The organism is Pseudomonas sp. PDM15 (assembly GCF_014851565.1).
Taxonomy (GTDB): domain Bacteria; phylum Pseudomonadota; class Gammaproteobacteria; order Pseudomonadales; family Pseudomonadaceae; genus Aquipseudomonas.
The window spans coordinates 177,688-203,587 of record NZ_JACVAA010000002.1 but is presented as its reverse complement, the minus strand read 5'-3'; the positions used below and the strand labels follow the sequence as shown (position 1 = coordinate 203,587).

Sequence of the window (25,900 nt, the reverse complement as noted above, 5' to 3'; positions counted from 1 at the left end):
AAGCTCCTTGTGTCGTTCACAGGCCCTGTTCACTGAGCCACAGATTGAGTGCGGCCAGCTGCCAGAGCTTGGAGCCGCCTAGGGGGGTGAGTTGGCCATCCGGCTCGCTGAGCAGGCGGTCGAGCACGGCCGGTTCGAACAGGCCACGGTCCTGGCTGGGATCGAGCAGCAGCTCCTGCACCCAGTCCAGGGTCGCGCCCTGCAGGTGCTTGAGACCGGGCACCGGGAAGTAGCCCTTGGGCCGGTCGATCACCGCATGCGGGATGACCTTGCGCCCGGCTTCCTTGAGCACGTATTTGCCGCCGTCTGGCAGCTTGAAGCGCGCCGGAATGCGTGCGGACAGCTCCACCAGGCGGTAGTCGAGGAACGGTGTGCGGGCCTCCAGGCCCCAGGCCATGGTCATGTTGTCGACCCGTTTCACCGGGTCGTCGACCAGCATCACCGTGCTGTCCAGGCGCAGGGCCTTGTCCACCGCCGCGTCGGCGCCGGGCATGGCGAAGTGTTCGCGGAGGAATTCGCCGGCCCAGTCCGGACCGTGCCATTGCGGGCGCAGGGTGGCCAGGGTCTCCTCGCGGGAGCGGTCGAAGAAGGCGGCGCGGTAAGCGGCTTGCGGGTCCCCGGCGCCATCCACCTGCGGGTACCAGTGGTAGCCAGCGAACAGTTCGTCGGCGCCCTGGCCGCACTGCACCACGGTGCAGTGCCTGGCCACTTCACGGCCTAGCAGGTAGAAGGCGATGCAGTCGTGGCTGACCATCGGCTCGCTCATGGCGCGGAAGGCCGCCGGCAGCTCATCGAGGATTTCCGCCTCGGCGATGCGCAGCTGCTGGTGGCGGGTGCCGTAGTGGCGGGCGATCAGGTCCGAGTAGAAGAACTCGTCGCCGCGCTCGCCGCCGGCATCCTCGAAGCCGATGGAAAAGGTCGCCAGGTTGGCCACGCCGGCCTCGTGCAGCAGGCCGACCAGCAGGCTGGAATCGAGCCCGCCGGAAAGCAGCACACCGACATCCAGCGCCGCGCGCTGGCGCACCTGCACGGCCTGGCGCAAACCATCCAGCACCCGTTCGCTCCAGTCCTCCAGCTGCAGGCCGGTCTCGTCGGCACGCGGGCCGAAGTCCAGCTGCCACCAGCGGCGTTCGACGCGCCGGCCGTCGCGCTCGATGCGCAGCCAGGTGGCCGGTGGCAGCTTCTGCACGCCGGCCAGCAGGGTGCGCGGTGCCGGCACCACGGCGTGGAAGTTGAGGTAATGGTCGAGCGCGACGGGGTCCAATGACGAGTCGAGGTCGCGGCCCTGCAGCAGGGCCGGCAGAGTGGAGGCGAAGCGCAGGCGAGTACCGTCGTCGCTGAGGTACAGCGGCTTGACGCCGAGGCGGTCGCGGGCGAGGAACAGGCGCTCGGTGTCGCGCTCCCAGATGGCGAAGGCGAACATGCCGTTGAGTTTCGGCAGCACGTCTTCGCCCCAGGCGTGATAGCCCTTGAGCAGTACCTCGGTGTCGCCTTCGGAGTGGAACTGGTAGCCCAGGGCGCGCAGTTCGTCGCGCAGTTCCGGGTAGTTGTAGATGGCGCCGTTGAACACCATGGCCAGGCCGAGCTGCTGGTCGACCATCGGCTGGCCGGAGGCCGGTGCCAGGTCCATGACCTTCAGGCGGCGGTGGCCCAAGCCCAGTGAGCCGCTGCTATGGAAGCCGCAGGCATCGGGGCCGCGTGGGGCCAGATGGTGGGTAATTCGGGCTAGGGCGGCCAGGTCGGCCGGTTGGTGATCGAAACGTAATTCTCCAGCTATTCCGCACATGATTCCTTACCGGTTTTGCCGTTGGGGATGCCCCTGCCAAGGGCAGGGGCACAGCTTCCGACAGGCGTATTCCCGGAAAGGTCTAGTCCATTTGGTTATATGCAGGCCAATGCCATCACGGCCTGGCGGCCTAGCCGCGGATCAGTCGGCGCAGCATGAAACGGTTGGGATGGCAGGCCTCGGCGACCGCGCGCGGCAGTGGCAGCGGCTCGTCGCTGAGCCAGGCGGCCAGCAGTTCGCCGCACAGCGGCGCGCTGATCAGCCCGCGCGAACCGTGGCCACTGTTGACGTACAGACCGTCCAGCCAGGGGCAGGGCGCATCCGGCACCTGGCGCGCGTCCTTGCCGAGCACCGCGTAGGCCTCGGCGAAGGCGGCCGGATCGGCCAGTGGTCCGACTATCGGCAGGTAGTCCGGGCTGGTGCAGCGGAACGCGGCGCGGCCTGCCAGTTGCGCGGGGTCGAGATGTTCCGCACCCAGGCGTGCGGCCAGGTCGGTAGATATTTCCCGCAGCAGATCAAGGTTGCCGGCGTGCTCGGCAGCAGTCGGCGCCAGGTCCTCGGCGTGGAAGTCGAAGCTGGCGCCGAGGGTGTGCTCGCCGGCGCGCGGTGGCGCCACGTAACCCTCTGCGCACAGCACGCAGCCCAGCGCGGCGCTGGCCTCGGTTTGCGGCAGGCGGCTGATCTGCCCGCGGATGCGCTTGAGCGGCAACTCGGCGAAGCGCTGCACTTCGGCGGCGCCGGCCAGTACCGCCACCGGTGCCTCGGCCAGCAGGCGCTCGCCGGCCATGGCCTGCCAGCTGCCGTCGAGGCGGCGCAGGTCGAGGGCTTCGCTATGCGGCAGCAGGCGGATGCTCGGATGGTCGGCCAGCAACTGGCACAGGGCGGGTGGATGCACCCAGCCGGCCTCGGGATAGAACAGGCCGCCCGCCGGCAGCTCGACCCCGGCGATGGCCTCGGCCTGCTGGCGATCCAGGTTACGCAGCAGATCGGCGGGGAAGGCCCCGGCCAGTTTGGCCTGGCGCTCGGCTTCCTTGGCGTCGAAGGCCAGCTGCAGCACGCCGCAGGCCGCCCAGTCGCCGGGCTGCAGGCGTTGCAGCAGGCGCCGGGTATGGCCGAATCCGGCCAGTACCAGTTGCGACAGCGCGGTGCCATGGGAGGAGAGCTTGAGGTAGAGCACGCCCTGGGGATTGCCCGAGGCCTCGCGGGCCACCGAGTCGTGGCGTTCCAGTAGGGTGACCTGCCAGCCCCTGCTGGCCAGGCTGGCGGCCGTGGCGCAACCGGCCAGGCCGGCGCCGATCACCAGGGCCTGGCGCCGCTCCTGCTGTGCTGGTCGCGCGTACCAGGGCTTTTCCGCCGGCGCCGGGGCGCCCTCGAACTGGCCGCGCAGGATCTCCCATTTCTTGCCGTAACCCGGTGTGCGGCGCATGACGAAGCCGGCCTCGTTCAGTGCGCGGCGCACATAGCCGGTGCTGGTGAAGGTAGCCAGGCTGGCGCCGGGGGCGGACAGCCGCGCCAGTTGCTGGAACAGCGGCGGCGTCCACATCTCCGGATTCTTGGCCGGGGCGAAACCGTCGAGGAACCACACATCGATGCGCGCATCCAGCTGCGGCAGCATCTGCAGCGCATCGCCGACCAGCAGGGTGAGGATCACACGGCCGCCGCCCAGCACCAGGCGCTGGAAGCCGGGGTGGATGGCCAGGTACTGCTCTAGCAGCGGCGCGGACCAGGGCGCCAGTTCCGGCCACAGGGCCAGGGCGCGGTGCAGGTCGGCGGCGGCCAGCGGGTATTTCTCGACGCTGACGAAGTGCAGCTGGGCATCAGGCGGCGCGCTGCGCTCGAACTGGCGCCAGGCGCAGAGGAAGTTGGTGCCGGTGCCGAATCCAGTCTCGCCGATCACCAGGCGTCCGCCGGCGGGCAGGGCGGCGCAGCGGGCCGCCAGGTCGGTGCCTTCGATGAACACGTGGTGGGTCTCGCCGAGCCCGTCCTGGCTGGCGAAGTAGATATCGTCGAACTGGCGCGAGCGGGGCTGGCCCTGGTCGTCCCAGTCGAGCTGGGCGTGATGGAAATCGGTCATGCGCGCATCCGTATGCAAGGTGGCGCATTGTAACGACATGGCCGGGGGCGCTGGGAATCCGCTAGGCTGAGCGGATTCTTGGCAGGGAGATGGATATGTTCGAGTCCGCCGAATTGGGACATGCGATCGACGAAGAGACCTTCGACAAGGAGGTGCCGGCGCTGCGCGAGGCGCTGCTGGAGGCGCAGTTCGAGCTGAAGCAGCAGGGGCGTTTCCCGGTGATCATCCTGATCAACGGCATCGAGGGCGCCGGCAAGGGCGAGACGGTCAAGCTGCTCAACGAGTGGATGGACCCGCGGCTGATCCAGGTCAGCACCTTCGACGTGCAGACCGACGAAGAGCTGGCGCGCCCGCCGGCCTGGCGTTTCTGGCGCCAGCTACCACCCAAGGGGAGGATCGGCATCTTCTTCGGCAACTGGTATAGCCAGATGCTGCAGGGCAGGGTCCACGGTCACTTCAAGGATGCGGTGCTGGACCAGGCCATCGACAGTGCCCTGGCCCTGGAGCAGATGCTCTGCAACGAGGGGGCGCTGATCTTCAAGTTCTGGTTCCACCTGTCCAAGAAACGCATGAAGACGCGCCTCAAGGAGCTGCAGGACGACCCGCAACGCGCCTGGCGCATCAGCCCGCTGGACTGGCAGCAGTCGAAGACCTACGACAAGTTCGTGCGCCACGGCGAGCGGGTACTGCGCCGCAGCAGCCGCGACTTCGCGCCCTGGTACGTGGTGGAGGGCAGCGACGAGTGCTACCGCAGCCTGACGGTGGGGCGCATCCTGCTCGACGGCCTGCAGGCCGCCCTGAAGAACACCGGCCCGCGCACCGCACTGCCGCATGTGGCACCGCTGATCGCCAGCCTGGACAACCGTGGCCTGCTGGACTGCCTGGACCTGTCGCAGAGCCTGGAGAAGGAGGAGTACAAGGACATCCTCGCCGTCGAGCAGGCGCGCCTGGCCATGCTGATGCGCGACAAGCGCATGCGCCGGCATGCACTGGTGGCGGTGTTCGAGGGCAACGACGCGGCCGGCAAGGGCGGCGCAATCCGCCGGGTGGCGGCGGCGCTGGACCCGCGCCAGTACCGCATCGTGCCGATCGCCGCGCCCACAGAAGAGGAACGCGCCCAGCCCTACCTGTGGCGCTTCTGGCGGCATATTCCGGCGCGCGGCAAGTTCACCGTGTTCGACCGTTCCTGGTACGGCCGGGTGCTGGTCGAGCGGGTGGAGGGCTTCTGCGAGCCGACCGACTGGCTGCGCGCCTACGGTGAGATCAACGACTTCGAGGAACAACTGAGCAATGCCGGCGTGGTGCTGGTGAAGTTCTGGCTGGCCATCGACCAGGACGAGCAGTTCAAGCGCTTCCAGGAGCGCGAGGAGATCGCCTTCAAGCGCTTCAAGATCACCGAGGAAGACTGGCGCAACCGCGACAAGTGGGGCGATTACCGCGATGCGGTGGGTGACATGGTCGACCGCACCAGCACCTCGATTGCGCCCTGGACGCTGGTAGAGGCCAACGACAAGCGCTTCGCCCGGGTGAAAGTGCTGCGCACGATCAACGAGGCCCTGGAGCGGGCCTTCGCCGAGGACTGACTAGAAGGCGCGACTCTCGATGATGTCGTTGGCCTGGCGCATGCGGCGGATGTAGAGGGCGATTTCCCGCTCGGCATCGACGCGTGTGAAGTACGGGCCTTCGAGGGTGCCTTCGCGGGTGGAGAAGAAGTACTGACCGTTGACCGCGCTGACCCTCTCGCTCCGGTAATGGGTGCCGGGCGTGGGGTCGATATGGCGTTGACCGAACATGGCGAAGCCTCCTGCAGCAGCGTGCACTGTTGTGAGTGTAGTGGCTGGCCTCAGGCGAGACGGGGCGCGCGACAAGTGGTCATTTTTTAGCCATATTGGGGCATGCGCAGCACAGTTGCATACTGTCCGATTGGTCAACTGTGGCTGACGCAGCTGCGGGCCACGGCCTAGAATGGTGGGCTATTTCGCTGTTGCGCTGTCGAGGCTGTCATGCACGTTTCCTCCGGCCGCTGGCTGTTCGGCCTGCTGCTCGCCCTGACCACCGCCGTGCTCTGGGGCATCCTGCCGATCAAGCTCAAGGAAGTGCTGCAGGTGATGGACCCGGTCACCGTCACCTGGTATCGCCTGCTGGTCTCCGGCCTGCTGTTGCTGATCTGGCTGGGCGCCACCCGCCGCCTGCCGCGTTTCGCCCCGCTGGGCCGCCGTGGTCAGGGCCTGCTGGCGCTGGCCATCGCCGGGCTGACCAGCAACTACGTGCTGTACCTGATCGGCCTCAACATGCTCAGCCCCGGCACCACCCAGTTGGTGATTCAGATGGCGCCGATCCTGTTCCTGGTGGCCAGCCTGCTTGTGTTCCGCGAGTCCTTTAGTATTGGCCAGGGCATCGGCATGGCCATCCTGCTGCTGGGCTTCGGCCTGTTCTTCAACCAGCGCCTGGAAGAGCTGCTGACCTCACTGACTGCCTACACCACCGGGGTGCTGGTTATCCTGCTGGCAGCCTTTCTCTGGGTGTTCTACGGCCTGGCGCAGAAGCAGCTGCTGACCCAGTGGAGCTCGCCGCAGATCATGATGGTGATCTACCTGGCCTGCGCGCTGTTGCTGTCGCCCTGGGCCCATCCACTGCAGGTGCTGCAGCTCAGCCCGCTACAGTTCTGGCTGCTGCTGGCCTGTTGCCTGAACACCCTGGTGGCCTATGGCGCCTTCGCCGAGGCCCTGGCGCACTGGGAGGCGTCACGGGTCAGCGCGACCCTGTCGATCACCCCGCTGGTGACCTTCGTCGCCGTCGCGCTGGCCGCCGTCTGGTGGCCGGACCACGTGCAGCCGGAGCAGATCAATCTGCTCGGCTACGGTGGTGCGCTGCGGGTGGTACTGGGCTCGGCGCTGACCGCGCTGGGCCCGTCGCTGCTGACCGGCTGGCGTGCGCGGCGCGCGCGCCTGGCCCTCAGGTAAACGCCGACGTCAGACCCTGACGCCCAGATTTTCGGCCTTGCGCAGCCAGCCCTGGCGCTGCTCCTCGGAGGAGGGGCGTACCGGTGCGAACTCGGTCAGGCGGCGGGTCTTGATGCCGCAGAAGCCGAGGATGGTGCGCACCATCTGCCGATGCGCCGGCGCGCCGTAGATCCAGCGGAAATACCAGGGCGGCGTGTCCAGGGTCACCAGCAGGTCGGCAGTGCGTCCGGTCAGCAGCTTGTCCCACAGCTGCGAGCGGTTGCGGTACTTGAAGGCGAAGCCGGGCAGGAAGGTGCGGTCGAAGAAGCCCTTGAGCAGCGCCGGCACACCGCCCCACCAGACCGGGTAGACGAACACCAGGTGCTCGGCCCAGTGGATCTGCCGCTGGGCCTCCAGCAGGTCCGGCTCCAGCGTCTGGTGCTGGCCGTAGCCCTCGCGCAGGATAGGGTCGAACTGCAGCTCGCCGAGCTTCAGTTGGCGCACCACATGGCCCTCGCCGCGGGCACCGCTGCTGTAGGCCTCGGCGATGGCGTGGCACAGGCTGTCGCTCTTTGAGGTGCCGAGGATCATCAGGATGCGCTTGCCGTCGCCTTCCAGCGGGGTGGCGCCACTCTTCGCTTCTTCAGCCATGTTGTCCGGACTCCAGCATGTTTTCCGGGCGCACCCAGGCGTCGAATTCTTCGTTGCTCAGATGGCCCAGCTGCAGGGCCGCCTCGCGCAGGCTGAGACCCTCGGCATAGGCCTTCTTGGCGATCTCCGCGGCCTTGTCGTAGCCGATGTGCGGGTTCAGCGCGGTGACCAGCATCAGGCCGCGCTCCAGGTGCTCGGCCATCTGCCGGGCATCCGGTTCCATTCCCGCCACGCAGTGCTGTGCGAAGTTGCGGCAACCGTCGGCCAGCAGGCGCGTGGACTGCAGCAGGTTGTGGATGATCACCGGCTTGAAAACGTTGAGCTGCAGGTGGCCCTGGCTCGCGGCGAAGGCGATGGTGGCGTCGTTGCCCAGCACCTGGCAGGCCAGCATGGACAGCGCCTCGCACTGGGTCGGGTTGACCTTGCCGGGCATGATCGAACTGCCCGGCTCGTTGGCCGGCAGCTTGACCTCGGCGAAGCCGGCGCGCGGGCCGGAGCCGAGCAGGCGCAGGTCGTTGGCGATCTTCATCAGCGCCACGGCCAGGGTCTTCAGCGCACCTGATAGCGCGGTGAGCGGCTCGTGGCCGGCCAGGGCAGCGAACTTGTTCGGCGCCGAGATGAAGGGCAGCCCGGCCAGCGCGGCCAGTTCCGCGGCCATGGCCTCGGCGAAGCCCTTCGGCGCGTTGAGCCCGGTGCCCACGGCTGTGCCGCCCTGGGCCAGCTCGCACACCGCCGGCAGGGCGGCGCGAATGGCGCGGTCTGCATATTCGAGCTGGGCGACGAAGGCCGACAGCTCCTGGCCGAAGGTCACCGGCGTGGCGTCCATCAGGTGGGTGCGGCCGGTCTTGACCAGATGCATGTGGCGGGTCGATTGGTCCGCCAGCGCGCCGGACAGCTCGGCGATGGCCGGCAGCAGCTGTTGCTGCACGGCCTGCACGGCGGCGATGTGCATGGCGGTGGGGAAGCTGTCGTTGGAGCTCTGCGCGCGGTTGACGTGATCGTTGGGGTGCACCGGGCTCTTGCCGCCGCGACCCTGGCCGGCCAGCTCGTTGGCGCGGCCGGCGATCACCTCGTTGACGTTCATGTTGCTCTGCGTGCCGCTGCCGGTCTGCCACACCACCAGGGGGAACTGCGCGTCGTGCTGGCCGGCCAGTATCTCGTCGGCGGCCTGTTCGATCAGGCGGGCGACCTCCGGCGGCAGCTCGCCGATGCGGTTGTTGACCCGCGCCGCGGCCTTCTTGATCAGCGCCAGGGCGTGCACCACGGCCAGGGGCATGCGCTGCTCGCCGATGGCGAAGTTGATCAGCGAGCGTTGGGTCTGGGCGCCCCAGTAGGCGTCCTCGGGTACTTCGATGGCGCCTAGGCTGTCGGTTTCGATGCGGCTCATGAACTCTCTCCGGATTGTTTCCGGCAGTTTAGGCCGCCGCTACCGAGGCGGGTTCCCTGACCGGGGATTACCAGCGGGCGTGGGTCGCGCCCAGCCAGCCATAAGCGCTGCTGACGGGCACTTTTTCGCCCTGTGGGCCACGCAGCAGACCGTCGAAACGGCCGAACCACTGGCGGGTGTCGGCATAGAAAGGGCCGAACTTGGGGCATGCCTGGTGCAGCTGACGCGGGGTGAAACACAGGTCGACCTGGCCGCTGGGACTGGACAGGCGCCAGGGCTCCAGCGAGTTCGACGAACCTTGGGCGATTTCTACGCGCTCTTCCAGGTGCAGCAGCTCACCGCCAAACCACAGGGCGTTCTCCGACAGGCCGCTATAGTCGCACCAGCCGCTACCGAAGTTGCCGGCGATGCCGCCGGGCGCGGCAAATGCGGCGCGGGTCCAGTGGCTGTTCAACGGCCACACGCCACGGGCGAAATCCAATGAGGCGAAGCTCTGCCCCGGCGTGCACAGGTACTGCTGCCTACCCAGCTGCAGGTTGCCGCTGACCGGCAGGCCGAGCTGGCGGCTGGTGGCGTGGAAGGTGCGACGGCCCATGGGGCAGACCAGGTTGACCGAATCCAGGTGCGGGGGGCGCTGGATGTCCAGAGCGACCTGCAGCGGCTGGCCGCCGATGTCCGGCGCCACCACGGTGAGGCGGATCGAACTGCCGCGATCGTCGGCGCGCAGCTGCAGGTGGCTGTGGCTGAACTCGTGGCTATCCAGCGGCGAGTCGGGCAGGTCGCAGCCCAGGCCGAACGGGCGTAGCTGGGTGTGGCTGGCGGACTTGCCGCTGTGCAGGTCGAGGAAATAGGCGGCGCCGTAGCCCAGGTAATCGAGGTCGGCGAAGGTCAGCGCCAGCATCCAGTCCGGTGTGGTGATGCACCAGTGGTTCCAGCGCTTGCGCCGCCCACGGTTGCCGGGCAGGGCGCAGTGCACGCGCGGCCGCGGCGACCAGCCGACGGCACCTTCGGCCAGACGGCCGCGGGCGTCGCACAGCGGCTGGGAAAGAGGGGCGAGCGGATTGGTGAAGCTGTTCATCAGACACGTCCGTGTGTGGGGCCGCGAGCGCGGGTGCGGCCTCAGAACCTGTTGGCGATCCGCTGCGCCTGGCCATGCGTCGTTGAGACAGCCTGGCTAGCCCGCGAGATTCCCGAACAGGGTCTTGGGAGAATGGTAAGCATGCACATTTGCAGGGGCATGAGGCAAGTGCTGGCTTTTTGCCCGGCCGCGGCGCGCTTGAGCGGCGCCGGCCGGACGCGCAGAATGGCCGCCCGCTTTTCTGCCCGAGGATTTCCCATGACCCGCCTGCGCGCCCTGTTTTCCTGCCTGCTGCTGGTCGCCAGCGGCCCGCTGCTGGCCGACGCTGCCAGCCACGCCGCCGAGGCCAAGCGCTTCATCGAGATGAGCCGCGCCGACAGGCTGGCCGTACCAGCGCACATGCAGGTGCGCCAGATGTTCGCCCAGCGTTTCGCCCAGGCCGGTGGCAGCGAGGCGAAGAAGGCTGTGCTGGAGCGCTACCAGGCCCAGGCCGATGCGGCCATCGAGAGGGTGGTCGGCAAGGGCAAGCTGGAATCCGAACTGGTCAACCTTTACACCGATGCGTTCACCGAGGCCGAGTTGAAGGAGCTGTTGGCCTTCTACCAGACTCCGGTCGGGCGCAAGGTATTGGAGCAGATGCCGCAGCTGATGGCCCACGCCGCCCAGCTGACCCAGGAGCGCCTGCAGCAGGCCGTGCCGGAAGTGGACAAGCTGCTCGGCGAGATGACCGCCGAACTGCAACCTGCGAAGCAGTAAGGAGTGCCGGACATGAGCATGCGCGACAAGATCCAGCAGGCCCTGAGCGACCTGCAGCCCGAGCACCTGGATGTGCTGGACGAGAGCCACATGCACAGCCGTGGCCAGGAGACCCACTACAAGGCGGTGATCGTCAGCCCGGCGTTCGCGGGTCTCAATGCGGTCAAGCGCCATCAGAAGGTCTACGCCACCCTCGGCGAGCTGATGGGCCAGTTCCACGCCCTGGCGCTGCATACCTACACCCCCGAGGAGTGGGCGCAGCAGGGCATGGCGCCGGATTCGCCGACCTGCCGCGGCGGCAGCAAACACGACCACTGATCCGTGGGAGCGGCCTTGGCCGCGGTTGGGTTGCGAGAAACGCTCGCGGCCAATCGGAGTGCCGCCCAACCGCTCCCACCGTTGATCCAGCCCGGCTGACCGCCGCCGCTCAGCTAAGTTAGAATGTCCCCGCGCCGGCCCCAGCCGGCGCTTTCATTTCATCCCCGGTCCGCCCTTTGCGAGGGCGACCACTGGAGAGAGTCCGCATGACCGACAAGATCGTCGTCGCGGCGCTGTACAAGTTCGTCTCCCTGCCGGACTACCAAGCGCTGCGTGAACCCCTGCTGCAAACCCTGCTCGACAACGATGTCAAAGGCACCCTGCTGCTGGCCGAGGAAGGCATCAACGGCACCGTTTCCGCCAGCCGCGCCGGCATCGATGCGCTGTTCGCCTGGTTCCGCCAGGACCCGCGCCTGGCCGATGTCGACCACAAGGAATCCTACTGCGACGAGCAGCCGTTCTATCGCACCAAGGTCAAGCTGAAGAAGGAAATCGTCACCCTCGGCGTGCCGGGCGTGGACCCCAACCAGCGCGTCGGTACGTACGTCGAGCCGCGGGACTGGAACGCCCTGATCAGCGACCCCGAGGTGCTGCTGATCGATACCCGCAACGACTACGAAGTAGCCATCGGTACCTTCGAGGGCGCCATCGACCCGAAGACCAAGTCATTCCGCGAATTCCCCGACTACATCAAGGCTCATTACGACCCGAGCAAGCACAAGAAGGTCGCCATGTTCTGCACCGGCGGCATCCGTTGCGAGAAGGCTTCCAGCTACATGCTCGGCGAAGGTTTCGAGGAGGTCTTCCACCTCAAGGGCGGCATCCTCAAGTACCTCGAAGAGGTGCCGCAGGAGCAGACCAAGTGGCAGGGCGACTGCTTCGTCTTCGATAACCGGGTGACCGTGCGCCATGACCTCTCCGAGGGCGACTACGACCAGTGCCACGCCTGTCGCAATCCGATCTCCGTCGAGGACCGCCAGAGCCAGCACTACTCGCCCGGCATCAGTTGTCCGCACTGCTGGGATTCGCTGCCGGAGAAGACCCGCGAGGCGGCCCGCGAACGCCAGAAGCAGATCGAGATCGCCCAGGCACGTAACCTGCCGCACCCGATCGGCTTCAACTACAAGGCGCTGCAGGAAGGCTGAACCGCTGCCCCAAATGGCTGCTCTGTACGTACACTGCAGCCATTCCCACCTCGTCGCCTGCCGACTAAGGACCGCGTCGTGCGCCCAGACCGCCTGCTCTACGTGATGGACCCCATGTGTTCCTGGTGCTGGGGCTTCGCCCCGGTAGTGCAGGCCCTGGCCGAGCAGGCCGCGGCGGCCGGCGTGCCGCTGCAGCTGGTACTCGGCGGCCTGCGCCGCGAGCGTGCGGCGCTGGACCCGGCTGCGCGCGTGCGCATCCTCTCCCACTGGCAGGCGGTCAACGCCAGCACCGGCCAGCTGTTCAACTTCAACGACGCGCTGCCCGAAGGCTTCGTCTACGACACCGAGCCGGCCTGCCGCGCCCTGGTCACCGCCCGTGGCCTGGACGAGCAGAGCGTCTGGCCGCTGCTGGAGCTGATCCAGGAAGCCTTCTACGCCGAGGGCCGCGACGTCACCCGAGCCCAGGTGCTGGTGGAGCTGGCCGAGCGCGCCGGTATCCCGCGCATCGAGTTCGCCGCCGCCTTCGACAGCGTGGAGGCCGCCGAAGCCACCGCCGCCGACTTCACCTGGGTGCAGGACCTCGGCATCTCCGGCTTCCCGACTCTGCTGGCCGAGCGCGATGGCCGCCTGGCCCTGCTGACCAACGGCTACCAGCCGCTGGAGGCACTGGCGCCGCTGCTGGGGCGCTGGCTGGAGCAGCGTGCGCATGCCTGATCGTTTGACCTGGGCGGAGATTCGCCGTCTCGCGCTGCGGCATCGCAAGGGCCTGATCCTGGCCAACCTGATCGCCTTCGTCGCCACCCTGTGCAGCGTGCCGATTCCGCTGCTGCTGCCGCTGCTGGTTGACGAGGTGCTGCTCAAGCAGGGCGACGCCGCGCTCAAGGTCATGGACCGCTTCCTGCCTGCCGGTTGGGAGAGCGCCGCCGGCTACATCGGCCTGATGCTGGTGCTGACCCTGGTGCTGCGCCTGGGTGCGCTGGTCAGCAACGTGCTGCAGGCGCGCCTGTTCGCGCGCCTGTCCAAGGACGTGATCTATCGCCTGCGAGTGCGTCTGATCGAACGCCTCAAGCGCATCGCCCTGGGCGAGTACGAGAACCTCGGCGGCGGCACCGTCAGCGCGCACCTGGTCACCGATCTGGACACCCTCGACAAGTTCATCGGCGAGACCCTGAGCAAGGTGCTGGTGGCGTTGCTGACCCTGACCGGCACCGCCGCCGTGCTGATCTGGATGCACTGGCAGCTGGCCCTGCTGATCCTGCTGTTCAACCCGCTGGTGATCTTCGCCACCGTGCAGCTGGGCAAGCAGGTTAAGCACCTGAAGAAGCTGGAGAACGACAGCACCTCGCGCTTCACCCAGGCCCTGACCGAGACCCTGGAGGCGATCCAGGAAGTGCGCGCCGGCAATCGCCAGGGCTATTTCCTCGGCCGCCTCGGCCTGCGCGCCCGCGAGGTGCGCGATTACGCGGTGGCTTCGCAGTGGAAGAGCGACGCGGCGGGGCGCACCAGCGGCCTGCTGTTCCAGTTCGGCATCGACATCTTCCGCGCCGCGGCCATGCTCACCGTGCTGTTCTCCGACCTGTCCATCGGCCAGATGCTCGCCGTGTTCAGCTACCTCTGGTACATGATCGGCCCGGTCGAGCAACTGCTCAATATGCAATACGCCTACTACGCCGCCGGCGGCGCGATGACACGGATCAACGAGCTGCTGGCGCGTGCCGACGAGCCGCAGCACCAGGGTGTGGTCGACCCGTTCAAGGGGCGCGACACGGTCGGCATCGAGGTACGCGGACTGAGCTTCGCCTACCGCGACGATCCGGTGCTGCACGACCTCGACCTGAGCATTGCCCCTGGCGAGAAAGTCGCCTTGGTCGGCGCCAGCGGTGGCGGCAAGAGCACTCTGGTGCAGTTGCTGCTCGGCCTCTACACGGCCCAGGCCGGGAGTATCCGCTTCGGCGGTTCGAGCCTGGAAGAGATCGGCCTGGAGCGGGTGCGCGAACACGTGGCGGTGGTGCTGCAGCATCCGGCGCTGTTCAACGACACGGTGCGCGCCAACCTGTGCATGGGCCGCGAACGTAGCGACGAGGCGTGCTGGCAGGCGCTGGAGATCGCTCAGCTGGCAGCCACCATCCGCACCTTGCCGGATGGCCTGGACAGCATGGTCGGTCGCTCCGGCGTGCGTCTCTCAGGTGGCCAGCGTCAGCGCCTGGCGATTGCCCGCATGGTGCTGGCCGAGCCCAAGGTGGTGATTCTCGACGAAGCCACCTCGGCCCTGGATGCCGCCACCGAGTACGCCCTGCACGAGGCCCTGGGGCGTTTCCTCAACGGTCGCACCACGCTGATCGTGGCGCACCGCCTCTCCGCGGTGAAGCAGGCCGACCGGGTGCTGGTGTTCGATGGCGGCAGCATCGCCGAGGACGGCGACCACCAGCAGCTGATCGCCGAGGGTGGTCTCTACGCCAAGCTGTACGGCCACCTTCAGCACTAAGCCGCGCTGCGCTTGTCTCAACCTTGTGTCGGGTGGTTTCTGCCGCGTCGCTGGCCGCCCTAGACTGAAACTGTCTGAGGAGCTCCTCGGGAGGTTCCCATGTTGAGACTAGGCACTCTGCTGGCCATACCGGCTAGCGTACTGATGCTGGCGGCGGCCGTTCCGCCCGACCTCAATCCACTGATCGACTCCGCTTACGCCCGCGATGGCGGCGGTGGCAATGGTGGCGGAAACGGTGGCGGGCGTGGCGGCGGCAATGGCGGCGGCCACGGTGGTGGTGTCGGTGGTGGCCAGGGCCATGGTCTGGCCGGCGGCGATCACGGCCCGGGGCTCGGCCATGGTCCGGGTCGGGCGCCCGGCGTGGGTCAGGGCAAGGGACAGGGCCACGGCGCGGCTACTTCGGCGGCCGCCCGTTCCGACGAGACCAGCGGCCTGGCCAAGGCGATGGCCGTGGTGGCCAGCACGCCGGCTGCCATCGCCGGGGCGCTGGGGCTGGACAAGGCCTTCGCCAACCATGAGGAACGCGAGCTCGACGACCACCCGCGCGACTGATTCAGGCGCGGCTCACTGGGCGTCGGCGGACCACTTCTGCAGCGCCTTGACCCGCGCCTGGCTGTCGGCCATCGGCTTGGCCAGCGACTCCTCGTAGAAATCCAGCCAGCTGCGCGAGCCCGGCGTCATGCCGGCCAGCTCGCGCATACCTTCCTTCAGCGCGTTGAGCGTGTGTTGGTAGTTGTGCTCCTGGCCGATCAGGGTGCGCGCCAGCATGCGCACGTTCTCGCGGTCCTGCTCGCGGGGCTCGGTGGCGTTGGCCGGGGCTTCTGCCTCGGTCGGAGGGGCAATCTGCTGCTGGGCCTGCAGCAGGATCAGCTTCTGTTGATCCTTGATCTGCTGTTGCAGCGGGGCGATCTGCAGTTGCAGCACGCCGAGTTCCTTCTGCAGGGCCTCGACGCTGGCCAGGCTGGCCAGCTGGGCCTGGTCTTCCTTTTCCTCCTCGGCGGAGGAGGAGAGCAGGGCCACCAGCAGCCAGCTCAGCAGGGTCAGCAACAGCGCGCCGGCCAGGCCAAAAATCAGCAGGCGATTGAGCTTGCCGGCCTTCTCCAGCTTCTCGATGCGTTGCTGGTCGGTGAGGAGCTCGTCGGTGCTGACGGCTTCGGTGTCGCTGCTCATGCGTCTGTCCTTGTCTTGATGGCGCGTGGCCAGTATCGCTGATGGCGGGCCTGCTGCCTATCCGCAGCATAGCTGCGGGGCTCTAGAACGAGGCGAGGATGCGCCCGAGCACCTCCATCGCCCTCTCGCTTTGGGCATCCCAGGGGTGGCCATGGTTCAGTCGCGCGCAATGGCGGAAGCGGCGGGTGGCGGAAAAGATCGGCCCCGGCGCCAGGCTGATGCCCTGGGCCAGGGCGAGCTGGAACAGCTGCAGCGAGTCGACCCGCTCGGGAAACTCGAACCACAGGAAGTAGCCGCCGCTGGGCCGGGTGACCCGCGTCTCGGCCGGGAAGTGCCGCGCGGCGGAGGCGAGCATGGCCGCCTGCTGGGTCTCCAGGGCGATGCGCAGCTTGCGCAGGTGGCGGTCGTAGCCGCCGTGCTGCAAGTAGTCGGCGATGGCCGCCTGGGCTGGCACCGACGGCGAGATGGTGGTCATCAGCTTAAGCCGGCTGATCTGCTCGGCGTAGCGCCCGCCGGCCACCCAGCCGACCCGGTAGCCCGGCGCCAGGCTCTTTGAGAAGGAGCCGCAATGCATCACCAGACCGCCATCGTCGCAGCTCTTCACCGGCCGCGGCGGCTGTGCGCCGTAGTACAGCTCGGCGTAGACGTCGTCCTCGATCAGCGGCACCTGGTGCCGTTGCAGCAGGGCGTACAGCTCGCTCTTTTTCGCCACGCTGAGGCTGGCGCCGATGGGGTTTTGCAGGCTGCTCATGAACCAGCAGGCTTTTATCGGCAGGCTTTCCAGGCGCTCGGCCAGCACGCCGAGGTCGATGCCCGTGCGCGGGTGCACGGGGATTTCCACGGCCTTGAGCTTGAGGCGTTCGAGCACCTGCAGGGTGGCGTAGAAGGCCGGCGCCTCGATGGCTACCAGTTCGCCCGGCTGGGTCACCGTCTGCAGGCACAGGTTCAGTGCTTCCAGGGCGCCGTTGGTGATCACCAGTTCCTCCAGCGGCAGGCGCACGCCGGCGACCATGTAGCGCAGGGCGATCTGTCGGCGCAGGTCGGGGTTGCCAGCGGTCATGTCGGCGATCACCGCGTGGCTCGGCATGTCGCGCAGGGCGTGGGTCATGGAGCGCGCCAGGCGCGGCAGCGGGAACAGCTCCGGGCTGGGGAAGGCCGAGCCGAAGGGCACGGTGTGCGGGTCTTTCAGCGAGCCGAGCACGGAGAACACCAGCTCGCTGACGTCCACCTCGGTACTGGTGGGCGGTGTGGTGCTGATCTGCGGCTCGGCCAGCGGCTGGTGAGCCAGCTCCCGGACGAAGTAGCCGGAGCGCGCGCGGGCCTGGATCAGGCCGCGATCCTCCAGCAGGTAGTACGCCTGGAAAATGGTGGACGGGCTGACCCCGTAGGTGTGGCGGGCCTGGCGCACCGAGGGCACCCGCTCGCCGGGGGCGAGCACGCCGGAGCGGATCAGCTCGGCGATCTGGTCGGCGAATTGCTCGTAGCGCTTCATCTTGTCCGTGACTGTGGCCGCAGGTGCGTCACAGTCTACGGGCAGTGAGCGGGCGTCGGCCATCAGCGCCCGCTCGGCGCGATAAAGGTGCTGCTCGCCACTTTGCGCTCGCTGGCATCCGCCTGGTTGACCACCTCGAACTGCACCGGCGCCGGGCTATGGGCCAGCGGCTCGTGCACAAGGATTACGCTGACCGGTACTTCGAGAATCTCGCCGGCGGCCAGGTTGAGGTCGCCGGGGCCGCTGAGGCTGAACGGTTGGCCATCGACCAGGCGCAGGTGGTAGCGCTGCGGCTGCTGGGTCTTGTTGATCAGCTTGAGGCGGTAGACGTTCTCGATCTGCCCGGCAGCGTTCTCGCGGTACATGCCGCGGTCCTTGGCTACGTCCAGCGACACCAGCGAGCGGGCCTGCAAGGCCCAGGCGAAGGCGCCGATCATCAATGCAAGCGCCACTGCATAGCCGACCAGGCGCGGCCGCAGCAGGTGGGTGCGGCCGCCCTGCATCTCGCGCTCGGAGCCATAGCGGATCAGGCCGCGCTCGTAGCCCATGCGGTCCATGATGCTGTCGCAGGCGTCGATACAGGCGGCGCAGCCGATGCAGTCCACCTGCAGGCCGTCGCGGATGTCGATGCCGGTGGGGCAGACCTGCACGCACACAGTGCAGTCGATGCAGTCGCCCAGGCCCTCGGCCTTGTAGTCGCTGTCCTTCCTGCGCGGACCACGGCCTTCGCCGCGGGCGGCGTCGTAGGAGACGATCAGGGTGTCCTTGTCGAACATCACCCCCTGGAAGCGCGCGTAGGGGCACATGTACACGCAGACCTTCTCGCGCAGCCAGCCGGCGTTGAGGTAGGTGGCGGCGGTGAAGAACAGGATCCAGAACAGCGCGGCGCCCTCCAGCTCACCGCCGAACAGCTCCAGCGCCAGCGGGCGGATCGGCGTGAAGTAGCCGACGAAGGTCAGCGCGGTGAACAGGCTTACCGCCAGCCACAGGCCGTGCTTGGCGCCACGCCGTAACAGCTTGGCCGGGCCCCAGGGTGCGGCATCGAGCTTGATGCGCTGGTGGCGCTCGCCCTCGGTCACCTTTTCCACCCACATGAACACCCAGGTCCATACGCTCTGCGGGCAGCTGTAGCCGCACCACACGCGGCCGGCGAACACGGTGATGGTGAACAGGCCGAAGGCGCAGATGATCAGCAGCGCCGAGAGCAGGATGAAGTCCTGCGGCCAGAAGGTGGCGCCGAAGATGTAGTAGCGGTGCTCAGCCAGGTTCCACAGCACGGCCTGGCGACCGTCCCAGTCCAGCCAGGCGGTGCCGAAGAAAATCAGGAACAGCAGACCCGCACCATACAGGCGCAGGTTGCGGAAGCGGCCGCTGAAACTGCGGGTGTGGATCGGCCCGCCGGCTTGCGACGGGGTCAGGCGGAGGGGTTGGCGCGGGTCGATGATTTCGATGATCTGCGCCGGTATGCGCTCGCTCATGGTGGGCCTCTCGGGCTTCTAATCAGGCTGAGCGAACTGTGCGCGTCGGACTGTTTGGATAACAGGCTCAGGTTTATCGAGAAAAACCGTATCAGATGCTTGGCGGAGCCATTCCTTGGGGCGCCCAGAGCTGGGACCATCGCCGCACCGGTTGAGCGCACAGGTAGGTGCCATCTCCGCAGAGAACAGCGGCGCTCTGATCACCCTGGACAGCCAGAGTCGGGTGTTCGTGCTGGGCGTGGTGGCGGACCAGCTCAATGACGCCAACCTGCAGTTCGTCGGCGTCTGAGGAGAGCCGCTCGGCGCCCATCTGGCGCGAGAAAGCCGGCGGCTCTGCGACCCGGCAAAAAGCCATCTATACCTGACTGGTACGCCAGTCACGTATTGCGGGGCCTGGCGTGCCTGCCAGCTTTGCCCCGGGGAGACAGGGATAGATGAGTCAGGAGACGGACGCGCCGCGGGCGCGCATCGCTTCGCAGCTGTTGCGGCTGGTCTGGCCCTTTGTGCTGGTGGTGGTGCTGCAGTCGCTGTTGGCCGGGGGCAGCCTCTATCTGCACTCGGCGGTGCGCGGTTATGTGGCGGGGGAGAGCCTTTGGTCCAAGGGGCTCAAGGACGCCGTCCGCTATCTCGACCTGTATGTGCAGAGCGGCTCATACAACCACCTGCGCAAATACCACGAGGCCATCGAGGTGCCGCTCGGCGACCATGAGTTCCGCGTCGCCCTGGACCTGCCGCAACCGGATATCGAGCGAGCCCGGGATGGCATCCTGCTGGGGCGCAATCATCCCGCCGACATTGATGCCATGATCTGGCTGTACCGCAACTTTCGCTCATTCAGCTACCTGCAACGGGCCATCGAGCAGTGGGCGCTGGGCGACCGCTACGTGTTCGAGCTCACCCTGCTCGCTGGTGAAATCGAGCAGGCCAGCGCGTTCGCTCCCCGGCCGGCCCAGCAGAGCGTCTGGCGCGAACGCATCGAACAGATCAACCTGGGTGGCACGCGGGCCGCTGAAGTCTTCTCGCAGGTTCTCGGCGAAGCCTCGCGAACGGTGTTGTGGATACTGGTGCTAGGCAACCTGGCCACCGCCCTGCTGCTGATCAGCCTGGCCCTGCTGCGCACACGCCACCTGCTGCTGGAGCGCGACACGGCCGATCGCGCCCTGGAGGCGGTGAAGCAGCGCGCGCAGACCATTCTTGCCTCGATCGGCGATGCGGTGATCAGCCTCGACCGCGAAGGTCGCATCGCCTACATGAACGCGGCGGCCGAGCAGCTTACCTGCTGCAGCATGGCCCAGGCTCAGGGCACGCCGTTCGAGCAGCTGTTCTCCATCGTCGACGAGCATGCCGAGACTGCCGGTGGCTCGCCCATGCAGCAGATCCTTGCCGGCCAGGACGGCGGCGACTACGCCAAGCTGATCGTGCGTCCGGATGGCAGCACGGTGGCGGTCAACCTGGTCGGCACGCCGATCCAGGAACGCGGCCTGGTCAGCGGCGTGGTCATGGTGCTGCACGACATGACCCGCGAGCGCCAGTTCGTCGCCAGCCTGTCCTGGCAGGCCAGTCACGACGCCCTGACCGGCCTGGCCAACCGCCGCGAGTTCGAGTACCGCCTGGCCCAGCTGCTGGCGCGCATGCTGCGGCAGGCGGGCCGGCACGCGCTGATGTTCATCGATCTGGACCAGTTCAAGTTGGTCAACGACACCTGCGGCCACGCCGCCGGCGACGAGCTGCTGCGCAAGGTCTGCCAGGAACTGCAGCTGCACCTGCGCGAGGGCGACACCCTGGCCCGCCTGGGCGGCGACGAGTTCGGCGTGATCCTGGAGAACTGCCCGACCGAAGCCGCCCTGCGTGTCGCCGAGGCGTTGCGCAAGTCGGTGCAGGAGCTGCGCTTCGCCTGGGGCGGGCGCTTGTTCTCGGTCGGCGCCAGCATCGGCCTGGTGCAGATTCCGCCGGGGCAGACCAGCCTGGTGGAGCTGCTGCGCACCGCCGACCTGGCCTGCTACTCGGCCAAGGAGCGCGGGCGCAACCGGGTGCATGCCTACCAGCCGGATGATTCCGAGCTGTCTCTGCGGGTTGGCGAGATGAGCTGGGTGCAGCGTATCCACCGCGCCTTGGAGGAGAACCGCTTCTTCCTCTACGCCCAGCCCATAGTGCCGCTGCGCAGTGGCGAGGATGGCGGTCATGTGGAAATCCTCCTGCGCCTGCAGGACGAGGCGGGCGAGCTGATCGCCCCCGGCACCTTCATCCCGGCTGCCGAGCGCTACGGCCTGATGCCGCAGATCGACCGCTGGGTAGTGCAGCATACCCTGCAGGCCCTGGCGCACTTCCATGCCGAGCACCCGCATGCGCCGGCGCTGCACTGCGCCATCAACCTGTCCGGCGCCAGCATCGGCGACCGCGATTTCCTCGCCTTCATCCGCGAGCAGCTGGCCAGCCAGTCGATGGTGCCACAGGCCATCTGTTTCGAGATCACCGAGACGGCGGCCATCGCCAACCTGGTCGACGCCACCCATTTCATCAACGAACTGAAAGCACTCGGCTGCCGTTTCTCGCTGGACGACTTCTGCGCCGGCATGTCGTCGTTCATGTACCTCAAGCATCTGCCGGTGGATTACCTGAAGATCGACGGCAGCTTCGTCCGCGATTTGCTCGACGACCCCATCGACCGAGCCATGGTCGAGATGATCAACCAGATCGGCCACGTCATGGGCAAGCGCACCATCGCCGAATTCGTCGAGACGGCCGAGGTGCTGGAGGCCCTGCGCGAACTCGGCGTGGACTTCGCCCAGGGCTACCACCTGGGCAAGCCGCAACCCTTTGCCAGCCTGCTGGCCACCCCGGAGGCGCAAACCGCGGTAGGACTGGCAGCCGGCTGAACCACATTGGCAAGAAAACGTTACGCCTGGCGAGGGTTGCGGGCAGCACATTCAACGAGCCGGGATGGTGTAAGGAATATTTGCCGAACCGAGGGCGTCAGCCCCGCCTCCAACGCAGGCAGGCGGCTTGCCCGGCACCGGGGCAGGCGTTGTGATGAGGCAATCCACCCGCACCGCCGCAACGGTGTGCGACTGCCCACAACAACAATCATGGAGGCCGGATGAACACCGTGGCCAAGATCGAACAGCATAACCCCATCGGAACCGACGGCTTCGAGTTCGTCGAATTCACCGCGCCCACCGCCGAGGGCATCGAGCAGTTGCGCCAGCTGTTCGGCGCCATGGGCTTCACCGAAACCGCCAAGCACCGCTCCAAGCAGGTCTGGCTGTTCCAGCAGAACGACATCAACATCGTCCTCAACGGCAATCCCACCGGGCATGTGCGCGCCTTCGGCGAGAAGCATGGGCCGAGCGCCTGCGCCATGGCCTTCCGGGTAAAGAACGCGGCCCAGGCCGCCGCCTACGTCGAATCCCAGGGCGCTACCCTGGTCGGCAGCCACGCCAACTTCGGCGAACTGAACATCCCCTGCGTGGCAGGTATTGGTGGCTCGCTGCTGTACCTGGTCGACCGCTATGGCGACAAGACCATTTACGACGTCGACTTCGAATACATCGAGGGCCGTTCGGCCAATGACAAGGCCGTCGGCCTGCAGCAGATCGACCACCTGACCCACAACGTCAAGCGCGGGCAGATGGATGTGTGGTCCGGTTTCTACGAGCGCATCGCCAACTTCCGCGAGATCCGCTACTTCGACATCGAGGGCAAGCTCACCGGCCTGTTCTCCCGCGCCATGACCGCGCCGTGCGGCAAGATCCGCATCCCGATCAACGAGTCGGCCGACGACAAGTCGCAGATCGAGGAATTCATCCGCGAGTACCACGGCGAAGGTATCCAGCACATCGCCATGAGCACCGATGATATCTACGCCACCGTGCGCCAGCTGCGCGCCAATGGCGTGGACTTCATGACCACCCCGGACACCTACTACGAGAAGGTCGACAGCCGCGTCGCCGGCCATGGCGAGCCCACCGCCACCCTGCGCGATCTGAACATCCTGATCGACGGCGCGCCGGGCGACGACGGTATCCTGCTGCAGATCTTCACCAACACGGTGATCGGTCCGATCTTCTTCGAGATCATCCAGCGCAAGGGCAACCAGGGTTTCGGTGAGGGTAACTTCAAGGCGCTGTTCGAATCGATTGAAGAGGATCAGTTGCGTCGTGGCGTGATCTCTGAGGAGTAATGCAATGAGCCGCAAATGGATCAGCTTCCCCCTGCGCGAGGGCGAGCACTCGCGCCAGGCCCACTGCGATTTCCCCGACGGCACCTACGAGCGGGAGATGGGCCGCGAGGGCTTCTTCGGTCCGGTGACCCACCTGCACCACAAGCATCCGCCCACCGGCTGGATCGACTGGGAAGGGCCGCTGCGCCCGCACGCCTTCAACTTCAACAAGATATCCAGCGAGCGTGATTGCCCGCTGGAGGCGCCGCTGACCCTGCACAACGCCGACGTGAAGTTGCGTGTATGGAAGACCCACGGCGCCATGCGCCACCTGGTGCGCAACAGCGACGGCGACGAGCTGCTGTTCGTGCACGACGGCGCCGGGCACTTCTACTGCGACTTCGGCCACCTGGAATACCGTGACGGCGACTACCTGCTGATCCCGCGTGGCACCGCCTGGCGCATCGAACCGACTGCGCCCAGCCACTTCCTGCTGATCGAGAACACCGACGGCGCCTACCAGCTGCCGGACAAGGGCCTGCTCGGCCCGCAGGCGATCTTCGACCCGGCGGTGCTCGACCACCCGCATATCGACGACGCCTTCAAGGCCCAGCAGGACGAGCAGACCTGGCAGATCCGCATCAAGCGGCGCAACCAGATCAGCACCGTGACCTATCCGTTCAACCCGCTGGATGCGGTGGGCTGGCACGGCGACAACACCGTGGTGCGCCTGAACTGGCGCGATATCCGCCCGCTGATGAGCCATCGCTACCACCTGCCGCCGTCGGCGCACACCACCTTCGTCGCCAACGGCTTCGTGGTCTGCACCTTCACCCCGCGTCCGGTCGAGAGCGACCCAGGCGCGCTCAAGGTGCCGTTCTTCCACAACAACGACGACTACGACGAGGTGTTGTTCTACCACCGTGGCAACTTCTTCAGCCGCGACAACATCGAGGCTGGGATGGTGACGTTGCACCCCTGTGGCTTCCCCCACGGCCCGCACCCCAAGGCGCTGAAGAAGGCCCAGGAAGACCCGGCCACCTTCGCCGAGGAAGTGGCGGTGATGATCGACACCCGCCGCGCGCTTGAGGTGGCCGAGGTTGCCGCCGCCGTGGACGTGCCCGAATACGTGAACTCCTGGCGTGCGCCGGGGTTGAAGTAAAAGTGCGTGGCCGTCTGGCCGCACGCACTGAACAAATTCCCTGGCGCGCACGGCGCGCCTAATGAGGCTGAAGCATGAAACTCGCATCACTGAACCTGGGCCGCGACGGCGAGCTGATCGTTGTCTCCCGCGACCTGACCCGCGCCGTGAAGGTGCCGCAGATCGCCGCCACCCTGCAGGCCGCGCTGGACGACTGGGAGGTCAAGCGCCCGCTGCTGGAGTCGGTCTACCAGCGCCTCAACGACGGGCTGATCGACGAGTCTTTCGTCTTCGACCAGGCCGATTGCCACAGCCCGTTGCCGCGCGCCTATCACTGGGCGGATGGCAGCGCCTACGTCAATCATGTCGAACTGGTGCGCAAGGCCCGCGGCGCGGAGATGCCGGAATCCTTCTGGCACGACCCGCTGATGTACCAGGGCGGCGCCGACAGCTTCATCCCTCCGCATGCACCGATCCAGATGGCCGACGAGGCCTGGGGCATCGACCTGGAAGCGGAGATCGCGGTGATCACCGACGACGTGCCGATGGGCGCCACGGCCGCCGAGGCCGGCGAACATATCCGCCTGCTGCTGCTGGTCAACGACGTCTCGCTGCGCAACCTGATCCCCGGCGAGCTGGCCAAGGGCTTCGGCTTCTACCAGAGCAAACCGTCGTCGAGCTTCTCGCCGGTGGCGGTGACCCCGGACGAACTGGGCGAGACCTGGAAGGACGGCAAAGTGCACCGGCCGCTGGTCTCGCATATCAACGGCGCGCTGTTCGGCCAGCCCAACGCCGGCGTGGACATGACCTTCAACTTCCCGATCCTGGTGGCCCACGCCGCCAAGACCCGCCCGCTGGGCGCCGGCACCATAATCGGCTCCGGCACCGTGTCCAACTACGACCGCAGCGCCGGCTCCAGCTGCCTGGCCGAGAAACGCATGCTGGAAATCATCGAGCAGGGCGAGGCCAAGACGCCGTTCCTCAAGTTCGGCGACCGGGTGCGCATCGAGATGTTCGACGCCGCCGGCCAGAGCATTTTCGGCGCCATCGACCAGGCGGTGGAGCGCTATGAGCAGTGAGCTGACGCTCTACGGCTACTGGCGCTCCAGCGCCGCCTACCGGGTGCGCATCGCCCTCAACCTCAAGGGCCTGGCCTACCGCCAGGAGTCGGTGCATCTGGTCAAGGATGGCGGCCAGCAGCACGCGGCCGAGTATCGTGAGCTGAACCCGCAGGAGCTGGTGCCGCTGCTGGTGGATGATGCCAACGGCGGCGCGCGCATCGCCCAGTCTCTGGCGATCCTCGAATACCTGGACGAAGTATTCCCGGTGCCGGCGCTGCTGCCAGCCGACCCGGTGCATCGCGCCCAGGTACGTGCCTTGGCCCTGCATATCGCCTGCGATATCCATCCGCTAAACAACCTGCGCGTGCTGCAGTACCTCAGCGCCGAGCTGGGCGTCGACGATGAGGCGAAGAACACCTGGTATCGGCATTGGGTGGGGAAGGGGTTGGCGGCGGTGGAGCAGGGGTTGGGTGGGCTCAAGGGTGGCCTGTCGCTGGGCAACCGGCCGGGGTATCTGGAGGCCTGCGTGATTCCGCAGCTGTACAACGCGCGGCGTTTTGCCTGTTCGCTGGATGCTTTCCCAAGACTGCTGGAGATGGAAGACCGGTGCCAAGCGTTGGACGCCTTCAAGGCCGCTGCCCCCGAAGCCCAGTCAGACGCAGTGCTCTAGTCCCCTCTCCCGTTTACGGGAGAGGGTTAGGGAGAGGGCAGATGTGCTGCTCCTGACGTTCCTGCCTGTAGGGTGGATAACCGCGTAGCGTTATCCACCCTCTTTTG

Annotated in this window: 23 protein-coding genes; 14 read left to right on the top strand and 9 right to left on the bottom strand. The window is 67.1% G+C overall.

All coding sequences use genetic code 11. The features are described 5' to 3' along the window. Positions 1-16: 16 nt before the first annotated feature. Both IB232_RS04960 and mnmC read right to left on the bottom strand, forming a co-directional pair. Positions 17-1,786: an N-acetylglutaminylglutamine amidotransferase gene (locus tag IB232_RS04960; RefSeq protein WP_192397441.1), complete on the bottom strand. Its 1,770-nt coding sequence runs from the start codon at positions 1,784-1,786 to the stop codon at positions 17-19. Between the two features lie 130 nt (positions 1,787-1,916). Continuing rightward, entirely contained in the window at positions 1,917-3,860 is a 1,944-nt protein-coding gene (mnmC, locus tag IB232_RS04955) for a bifunctional tRNA (5-methylaminomethyl-2-thiouridine)(34)-methyltransferase MnmD/FAD-dependent 5-carboxymethylaminomethyl-2-thiouridine(34) oxidoreductase MnmC (protein ID WP_192397440.1), read from the bottom strand. 95 nt (positions 3,861-3,955) lie between these two features. On the opposite strand from mnmC, the gene pap reads away from it, so the two are divergent. Then, positions 3,956-5,443: a polyphosphate:AMP phosphotransferase gene (gene pap / locus IB232_RS04950; RefSeq protein ID WP_192397439.1), complete on the top strand. Its 1,488-nt coding sequence runs from the start codon at positions 3,956-3,958 to the stop codon at positions 5,441-5,443. Here the strand turns inward: pap and IB232_RS04945 are convergent, their stop codons facing one another. After that, positions 5,444-5,653 carry a DUF6316 family protein gene (locus IB232_RS04945; protein WP_192397438.1) on the bottom strand — a complete coding sequence of 70 codons (210 nt, stop codon included), beginning with the start codon at positions 5,651-5,653 and terminating at the stop codon, positions 5,444-5,446. Between the two features lie 210 nt (positions 5,654-5,863). Between IB232_RS04945 and IB232_RS04940 the strand changes: the two genes are divergently transcribed. Next, positions 5,864-6,823: a DMT family transporter gene (locus IB232_RS04940; protein WP_192397437.1), complete on the top strand. Its 960-nt coding sequence runs from the start codon at positions 5,864-5,866 to the stop codon at positions 6,821-6,823. Positions 6,824-6,832: 9 nt separating this feature from the next. Here the strand turns inward: IB232_RS04940 and IB232_RS04935 are convergent, their stop codons facing one another. From IB232_RS04935 to IB232_RS04925, 3 genes are all read right to left on the bottom strand, one after another. Further along, a complete protein-coding gene (locus IB232_RS04935; RefSeq protein ID WP_192397436.1) occupies positions 6,833-7,453 on the bottom strand; it encodes an NAD(P)H-dependent oxidoreductase in 621 nt (206 codons plus the stop codon). After that, the gene (locus IB232_RS04930) at positions 7,446-8,840 is read right to left on the bottom strand and encodes a class II fumarate hydratase (RefSeq protein WP_192397435.1); all 1,395 of its coding nucleotides are present in this window, start codon (positions 8,838-8,840) and stop codon (positions 7,446-7,448) included. The genes IB232_RS04935 and IB232_RS04930 overlap by 8 nt, the downstream gene beginning before the upstream one ends. Positions 8,841-8,907: 67 nt before the next feature. Next, the gene (locus tag IB232_RS04925) at positions 8,908-9,918 is read right to left on the bottom strand and encodes a DUF2804 domain-containing protein (protein WP_192397434.1); all 1,011 of its coding nucleotides are present in this window, start codon (positions 9,916-9,918) and stop codon (positions 8,908-8,910) included. A 258-nt stretch (positions 9,919-10,176) separates the two neighbouring features. Here IB232_RS04925 and IB232_RS04920 point away from each other — a divergent pair, with 258 nt between their 5' ends. The 6 genes from IB232_RS04920 (at position 10,177) to IB232_RS04895 (ending at position 15,174) form a co-directional block, all read left to right on the top strand. Then, entirely contained in the window at positions 10,177-10,674 is a 498-nt protein-coding gene (locus IB232_RS04920; RefSeq protein ID WP_192397433.1) for a DUF2059 domain-containing protein, read from the top strand. Positions 10,675-10,686: 12 nt separating this feature from the next. Further along, positions 10,687-10,992, top strand: a complete 306-nt coding sequence (locus IB232_RS04915; RefSeq protein WP_192397432.1) for a BolA family protein — start codon at positions 10,687-10,689, stop codon at positions 10,990-10,992. Positions 10,993-11,198: 206 nt separating this feature from the next. Further along, positions 11,199-12,137, top strand: a complete 939-nt coding sequence (locus IB232_RS04910; protein ID WP_192397431.1) for a rhodanese-related sulfurtransferase — start codon at positions 11,199-11,201, stop codon at positions 12,135-12,137. A 114-nt stretch (positions 12,138-12,251) separates the two neighbouring features. Further along, a complete protein-coding gene (locus tag IB232_RS04905) occupies positions 12,252-12,851 on the top strand; it encodes a DsbA family protein (protein ID WP_412547714.1) in 600 nt (199 codons plus the stop codon). Then, positions 12,844-14,622 (top strand): ABC transporter ATP-binding protein, encoded by a 1,779-nt coding sequence (locus IB232_RS04900; protein WP_192397430.1) that lies wholly within the window; start codon positions 12,844-12,846, stop codon positions 14,620-14,622. Before IB232_RS04905 ends, IB232_RS04900 begins: the two co-directional genes overlap by 8 nt. A gap of 99 nt (positions 14,623-14,721) precedes the next feature. Further along, positions 14,722-15,174 (top strand): hypothetical protein, encoded by a 453-nt coding sequence (locus IB232_RS04895; protein WP_192397993.1) that lies wholly within the window; start codon positions 14,722-14,724, stop codon positions 15,172-15,174. A 12-nt stretch (positions 15,175-15,186) separates the two neighbouring features. Here the strand turns inward: IB232_RS04895 and IB232_RS04890 are convergent, their stop codons facing one another. The 3 genes from IB232_RS04890 to ccoG all read right to left on the bottom strand — a co-directional run bounded on the left by IB232_RS04890 (position 15,187) and on the right by ccoG (position 18,762). Further along, the gene (locus IB232_RS04890; RefSeq protein ID WP_192397429.1) at positions 15,187-15,792 is read right to left on the bottom strand and encodes a hypothetical protein; all 606 of its coding nucleotides are present in this window, start codon (positions 15,790-15,792) and stop codon (positions 15,187-15,189) included. Positions 15,793-15,874: 82 nt separating this feature from the next. Beyond that, on the bottom strand, positions 15,875-17,284 hold the full coding sequence (mapR, locus tag IB232_RS04885) for a GntR family transcriptional regulator MpaR (RefSeq protein ID WP_192397428.1): 1,410 nt from the start codon (positions 17,282-17,284) through the stop codon (positions 15,875-15,877). A 62-nt stretch (positions 17,285-17,346) separates the two neighbouring features. Next, entirely contained in the window at positions 17,347-18,762 is a 1,416-nt protein-coding gene (gene ccoG, locus IB232_RS04880; protein WP_192397427.1) for a cytochrome c oxidase accessory protein CcoG, read from the bottom strand. Positions 18,763-18,877: 115 nt separating this feature from the next. On the opposite strand from ccoG, the gene IB232_RS04875 reads away from it, so the two are divergent. The 6 genes from IB232_RS04875 (at position 18,878) to maiA (ending at position 25,793) form a co-directional block, all read left to right on the top strand. Beyond that, the gene (locus tag IB232_RS04875) at positions 18,878-19,051 is read left to right on the top strand and encodes a hypothetical protein (RefSeq protein ID WP_192397426.1); all 174 of its coding nucleotides are present in this window, start codon (positions 18,878-18,880) and stop codon (positions 19,049-19,051) included. 145 nt (positions 19,052-19,196) lie between these two features. After that, positions 19,197-21,638, top strand: a complete 2,442-nt coding sequence (locus IB232_RS04870; RefSeq protein WP_192397425.1) for an EAL domain-containing protein — start codon at positions 19,197-19,199, stop codon at positions 21,636-21,638. Between the two features lie 221 nt (positions 21,639-21,859). Continuing rightward, a complete protein-coding gene (gene hppD, locus IB232_RS04865; protein WP_192397424.1) occupies positions 21,860-22,942 on the top strand; it encodes a 4-hydroxyphenylpyruvate dioxygenase in 1,083 nt (360 codons plus the stop codon). Between the two features lie 4 nt (positions 22,943-22,946). Continuing rightward, positions 22,947-24,083 (top strand): homogentisate 1,2-dioxygenase, encoded by a 1,137-nt coding sequence (locus IB232_RS04860; RefSeq protein WP_192397423.1) that lies wholly within the window; start codon positions 22,947-22,949, stop codon positions 24,081-24,083. A 74-nt stretch (positions 24,084-24,157) separates the two neighbouring features. Then, a complete protein-coding gene (locus IB232_RS04855) occupies positions 24,158-25,141 on the top strand; it encodes a fumarylacetoacetate hydrolase family protein (protein ID WP_192397422.1) in 984 nt (327 codons plus the stop codon). Next, positions 25,131-25,793: a maleylacetoacetate isomerase gene (maiA, locus tag IB232_RS04850; protein WP_192397421.1), complete on the top strand. Its 663-nt coding sequence runs from the start codon at positions 25,131-25,133 to the stop codon at positions 25,791-25,793. Before IB232_RS04855 ends, maiA begins: the two co-directional genes overlap by 11 nt. Positions 25,794-25,900 lie beyond the last annotated feature (107 nt).

What these genes read in the sequence shown, in the direction of transcription:
- pap (WP_192397439.1), top strand. Translation starts at nt 3,956, where the DNA reads ATGTTCGAGTCCGCCGAATTGGGACATGCGATCGACGAAGAGACCTTC.
- IB232_RS04940 (WP_192397437.1), top strand. Translation starts at nt 5,864, where the DNA reads ATGCACGTTTCCTCCGGCCGCTGGCTGTTCGGCCTGCTGCTCGCCCTG.
- IB232_RS04900 (WP_192397430.1), top strand. Translation starts at nt 12,844, where the DNA reads ATGCCTGATCGTTTGACCTGGGCGGAGATTCGCCGTCTCGCGCTGCGG.
- IB232_RS04910 (WP_192397431.1), top strand. Translation starts at nt 11,199, where the DNA reads ATGACCGACAAGATCGTCGTCGCGGCGCTGTACAAGTTCGTCTCCCTG.
- IB232_RS04905 (WP_412547714.1), top strand. Translation starts at nt 12,252, where the DNA reads ATGTGTTCCTGGTGCTGGGGCTTCGCCCCGGTAGTGCAGGCCCTGGCC.
- IB232_RS04930 (WP_192397435.1), bottom strand. Translation starts at nt 8,840, where the DNA reads ATGAGCCGCATCGAAACCGACAGCCTAGGCGCCATCGAAGTACCCGAG.
- maiA (WP_192397421.1), top strand. Translation starts at nt 25,131, where the DNA reads ATGAGCAGTGAGCTGACGCTCTACGGCTACTGGCGCTCCAGCGCCGCC.
- ccoG (WP_192397427.1), bottom strand. Translation starts at nt 18,762, where the DNA reads ATGAGCGAGCGCATACCGGCGCAGATCATCGAAATCATCGACCCGCGC.
- mapR (WP_192397428.1), bottom strand. Translation starts at nt 17,284, where the DNA reads ATGAAGCGCTACGAGCAATTCGCCGACCAGATCGCCGAGCTGATCCGC.
- IB232_RS04945 (WP_192397438.1), bottom strand. Translation starts at nt 5,653, where the DNA reads ATGTTCGGTCAACGCCATATCGACCCCACGCCCGGCACCCATTACCGG.
- IB232_RS04895 (WP_192397993.1), top strand. Translation starts at nt 14,722, where the DNA reads ATGTTGAGACTAGGCACTCTGCTGGCCATACCGGCTAGCGTACTGATG.
- IB232_RS04870 (WP_192397425.1), top strand. Translation starts at nt 19,197, where the DNA reads ATGAGTCAGGAGACGGACGCGCCGCGGGCGCGCATCGCTTCGCAGCTG.
- IB232_RS04860 (WP_192397423.1), top strand. Translation starts at nt 22,947, where the DNA reads ATGAGCCGCAAATGGATCAGCTTCCCCCTGCGCGAGGGCGAGCACTCG.
- IB232_RS04915 (WP_192397432.1), top strand. Translation starts at nt 10,687, where the DNA reads ATGAGCATGCGCGACAAGATCCAGCAGGCCCTGAGCGACCTGCAGCCC.
- IB232_RS04920 (WP_192397433.1), top strand. Translation starts at nt 10,177, where the DNA reads ATGACCCGCCTGCGCGCCCTGTTTTCCTGCCTGCTGCTGGTCGCCAGC.
- mnmC (WP_192397440.1), bottom strand. Translation starts at nt 3,860, where the DNA reads ATGACCGATTTCCATCACGCCCAGCTCGACTGGGACGACCAGGGCCAG.
- IB232_RS04890 (WP_192397429.1), bottom strand. Translation starts at nt 15,792, where the DNA reads ATGAGCAGCGACACCGAAGCCGTCAGCACCGACGAGCTCCTCACCGAC.
- hppD (WP_192397424.1), top strand. Translation starts at nt 21,860, where the DNA reads ATGAACACCGTGGCCAAGATCGAACAGCATAACCCCATCGGAACCGAC.
- IB232_RS04855 (WP_192397422.1), top strand. Translation starts at nt 24,158, where the DNA reads ATGAAACTCGCATCACTGAACCTGGGCCGCGACGGCGAGCTGATCGTT.
- IB232_RS04935 (WP_192397436.1), bottom strand. Translation starts at nt 7,453, where the DNA reads ATGGCTGAAGAAGCGAAGAGTGGCGCCACCCCGCTGGAAGGCGACGGC.
- IB232_RS04925 (WP_192397434.1), bottom strand. Translation starts at nt 9,918, where the DNA reads ATGAACAGCTTCACCAATCCGCTCGCCCCTCTTTCCCAGCCGCTGTGC.
- IB232_RS04960 (WP_192397441.1), bottom strand. Translation starts at nt 1,786, where the DNA reads ATGTGCGGAATAGCTGGAGAATTACGTTTCGATCACCAACCGGCCGAC.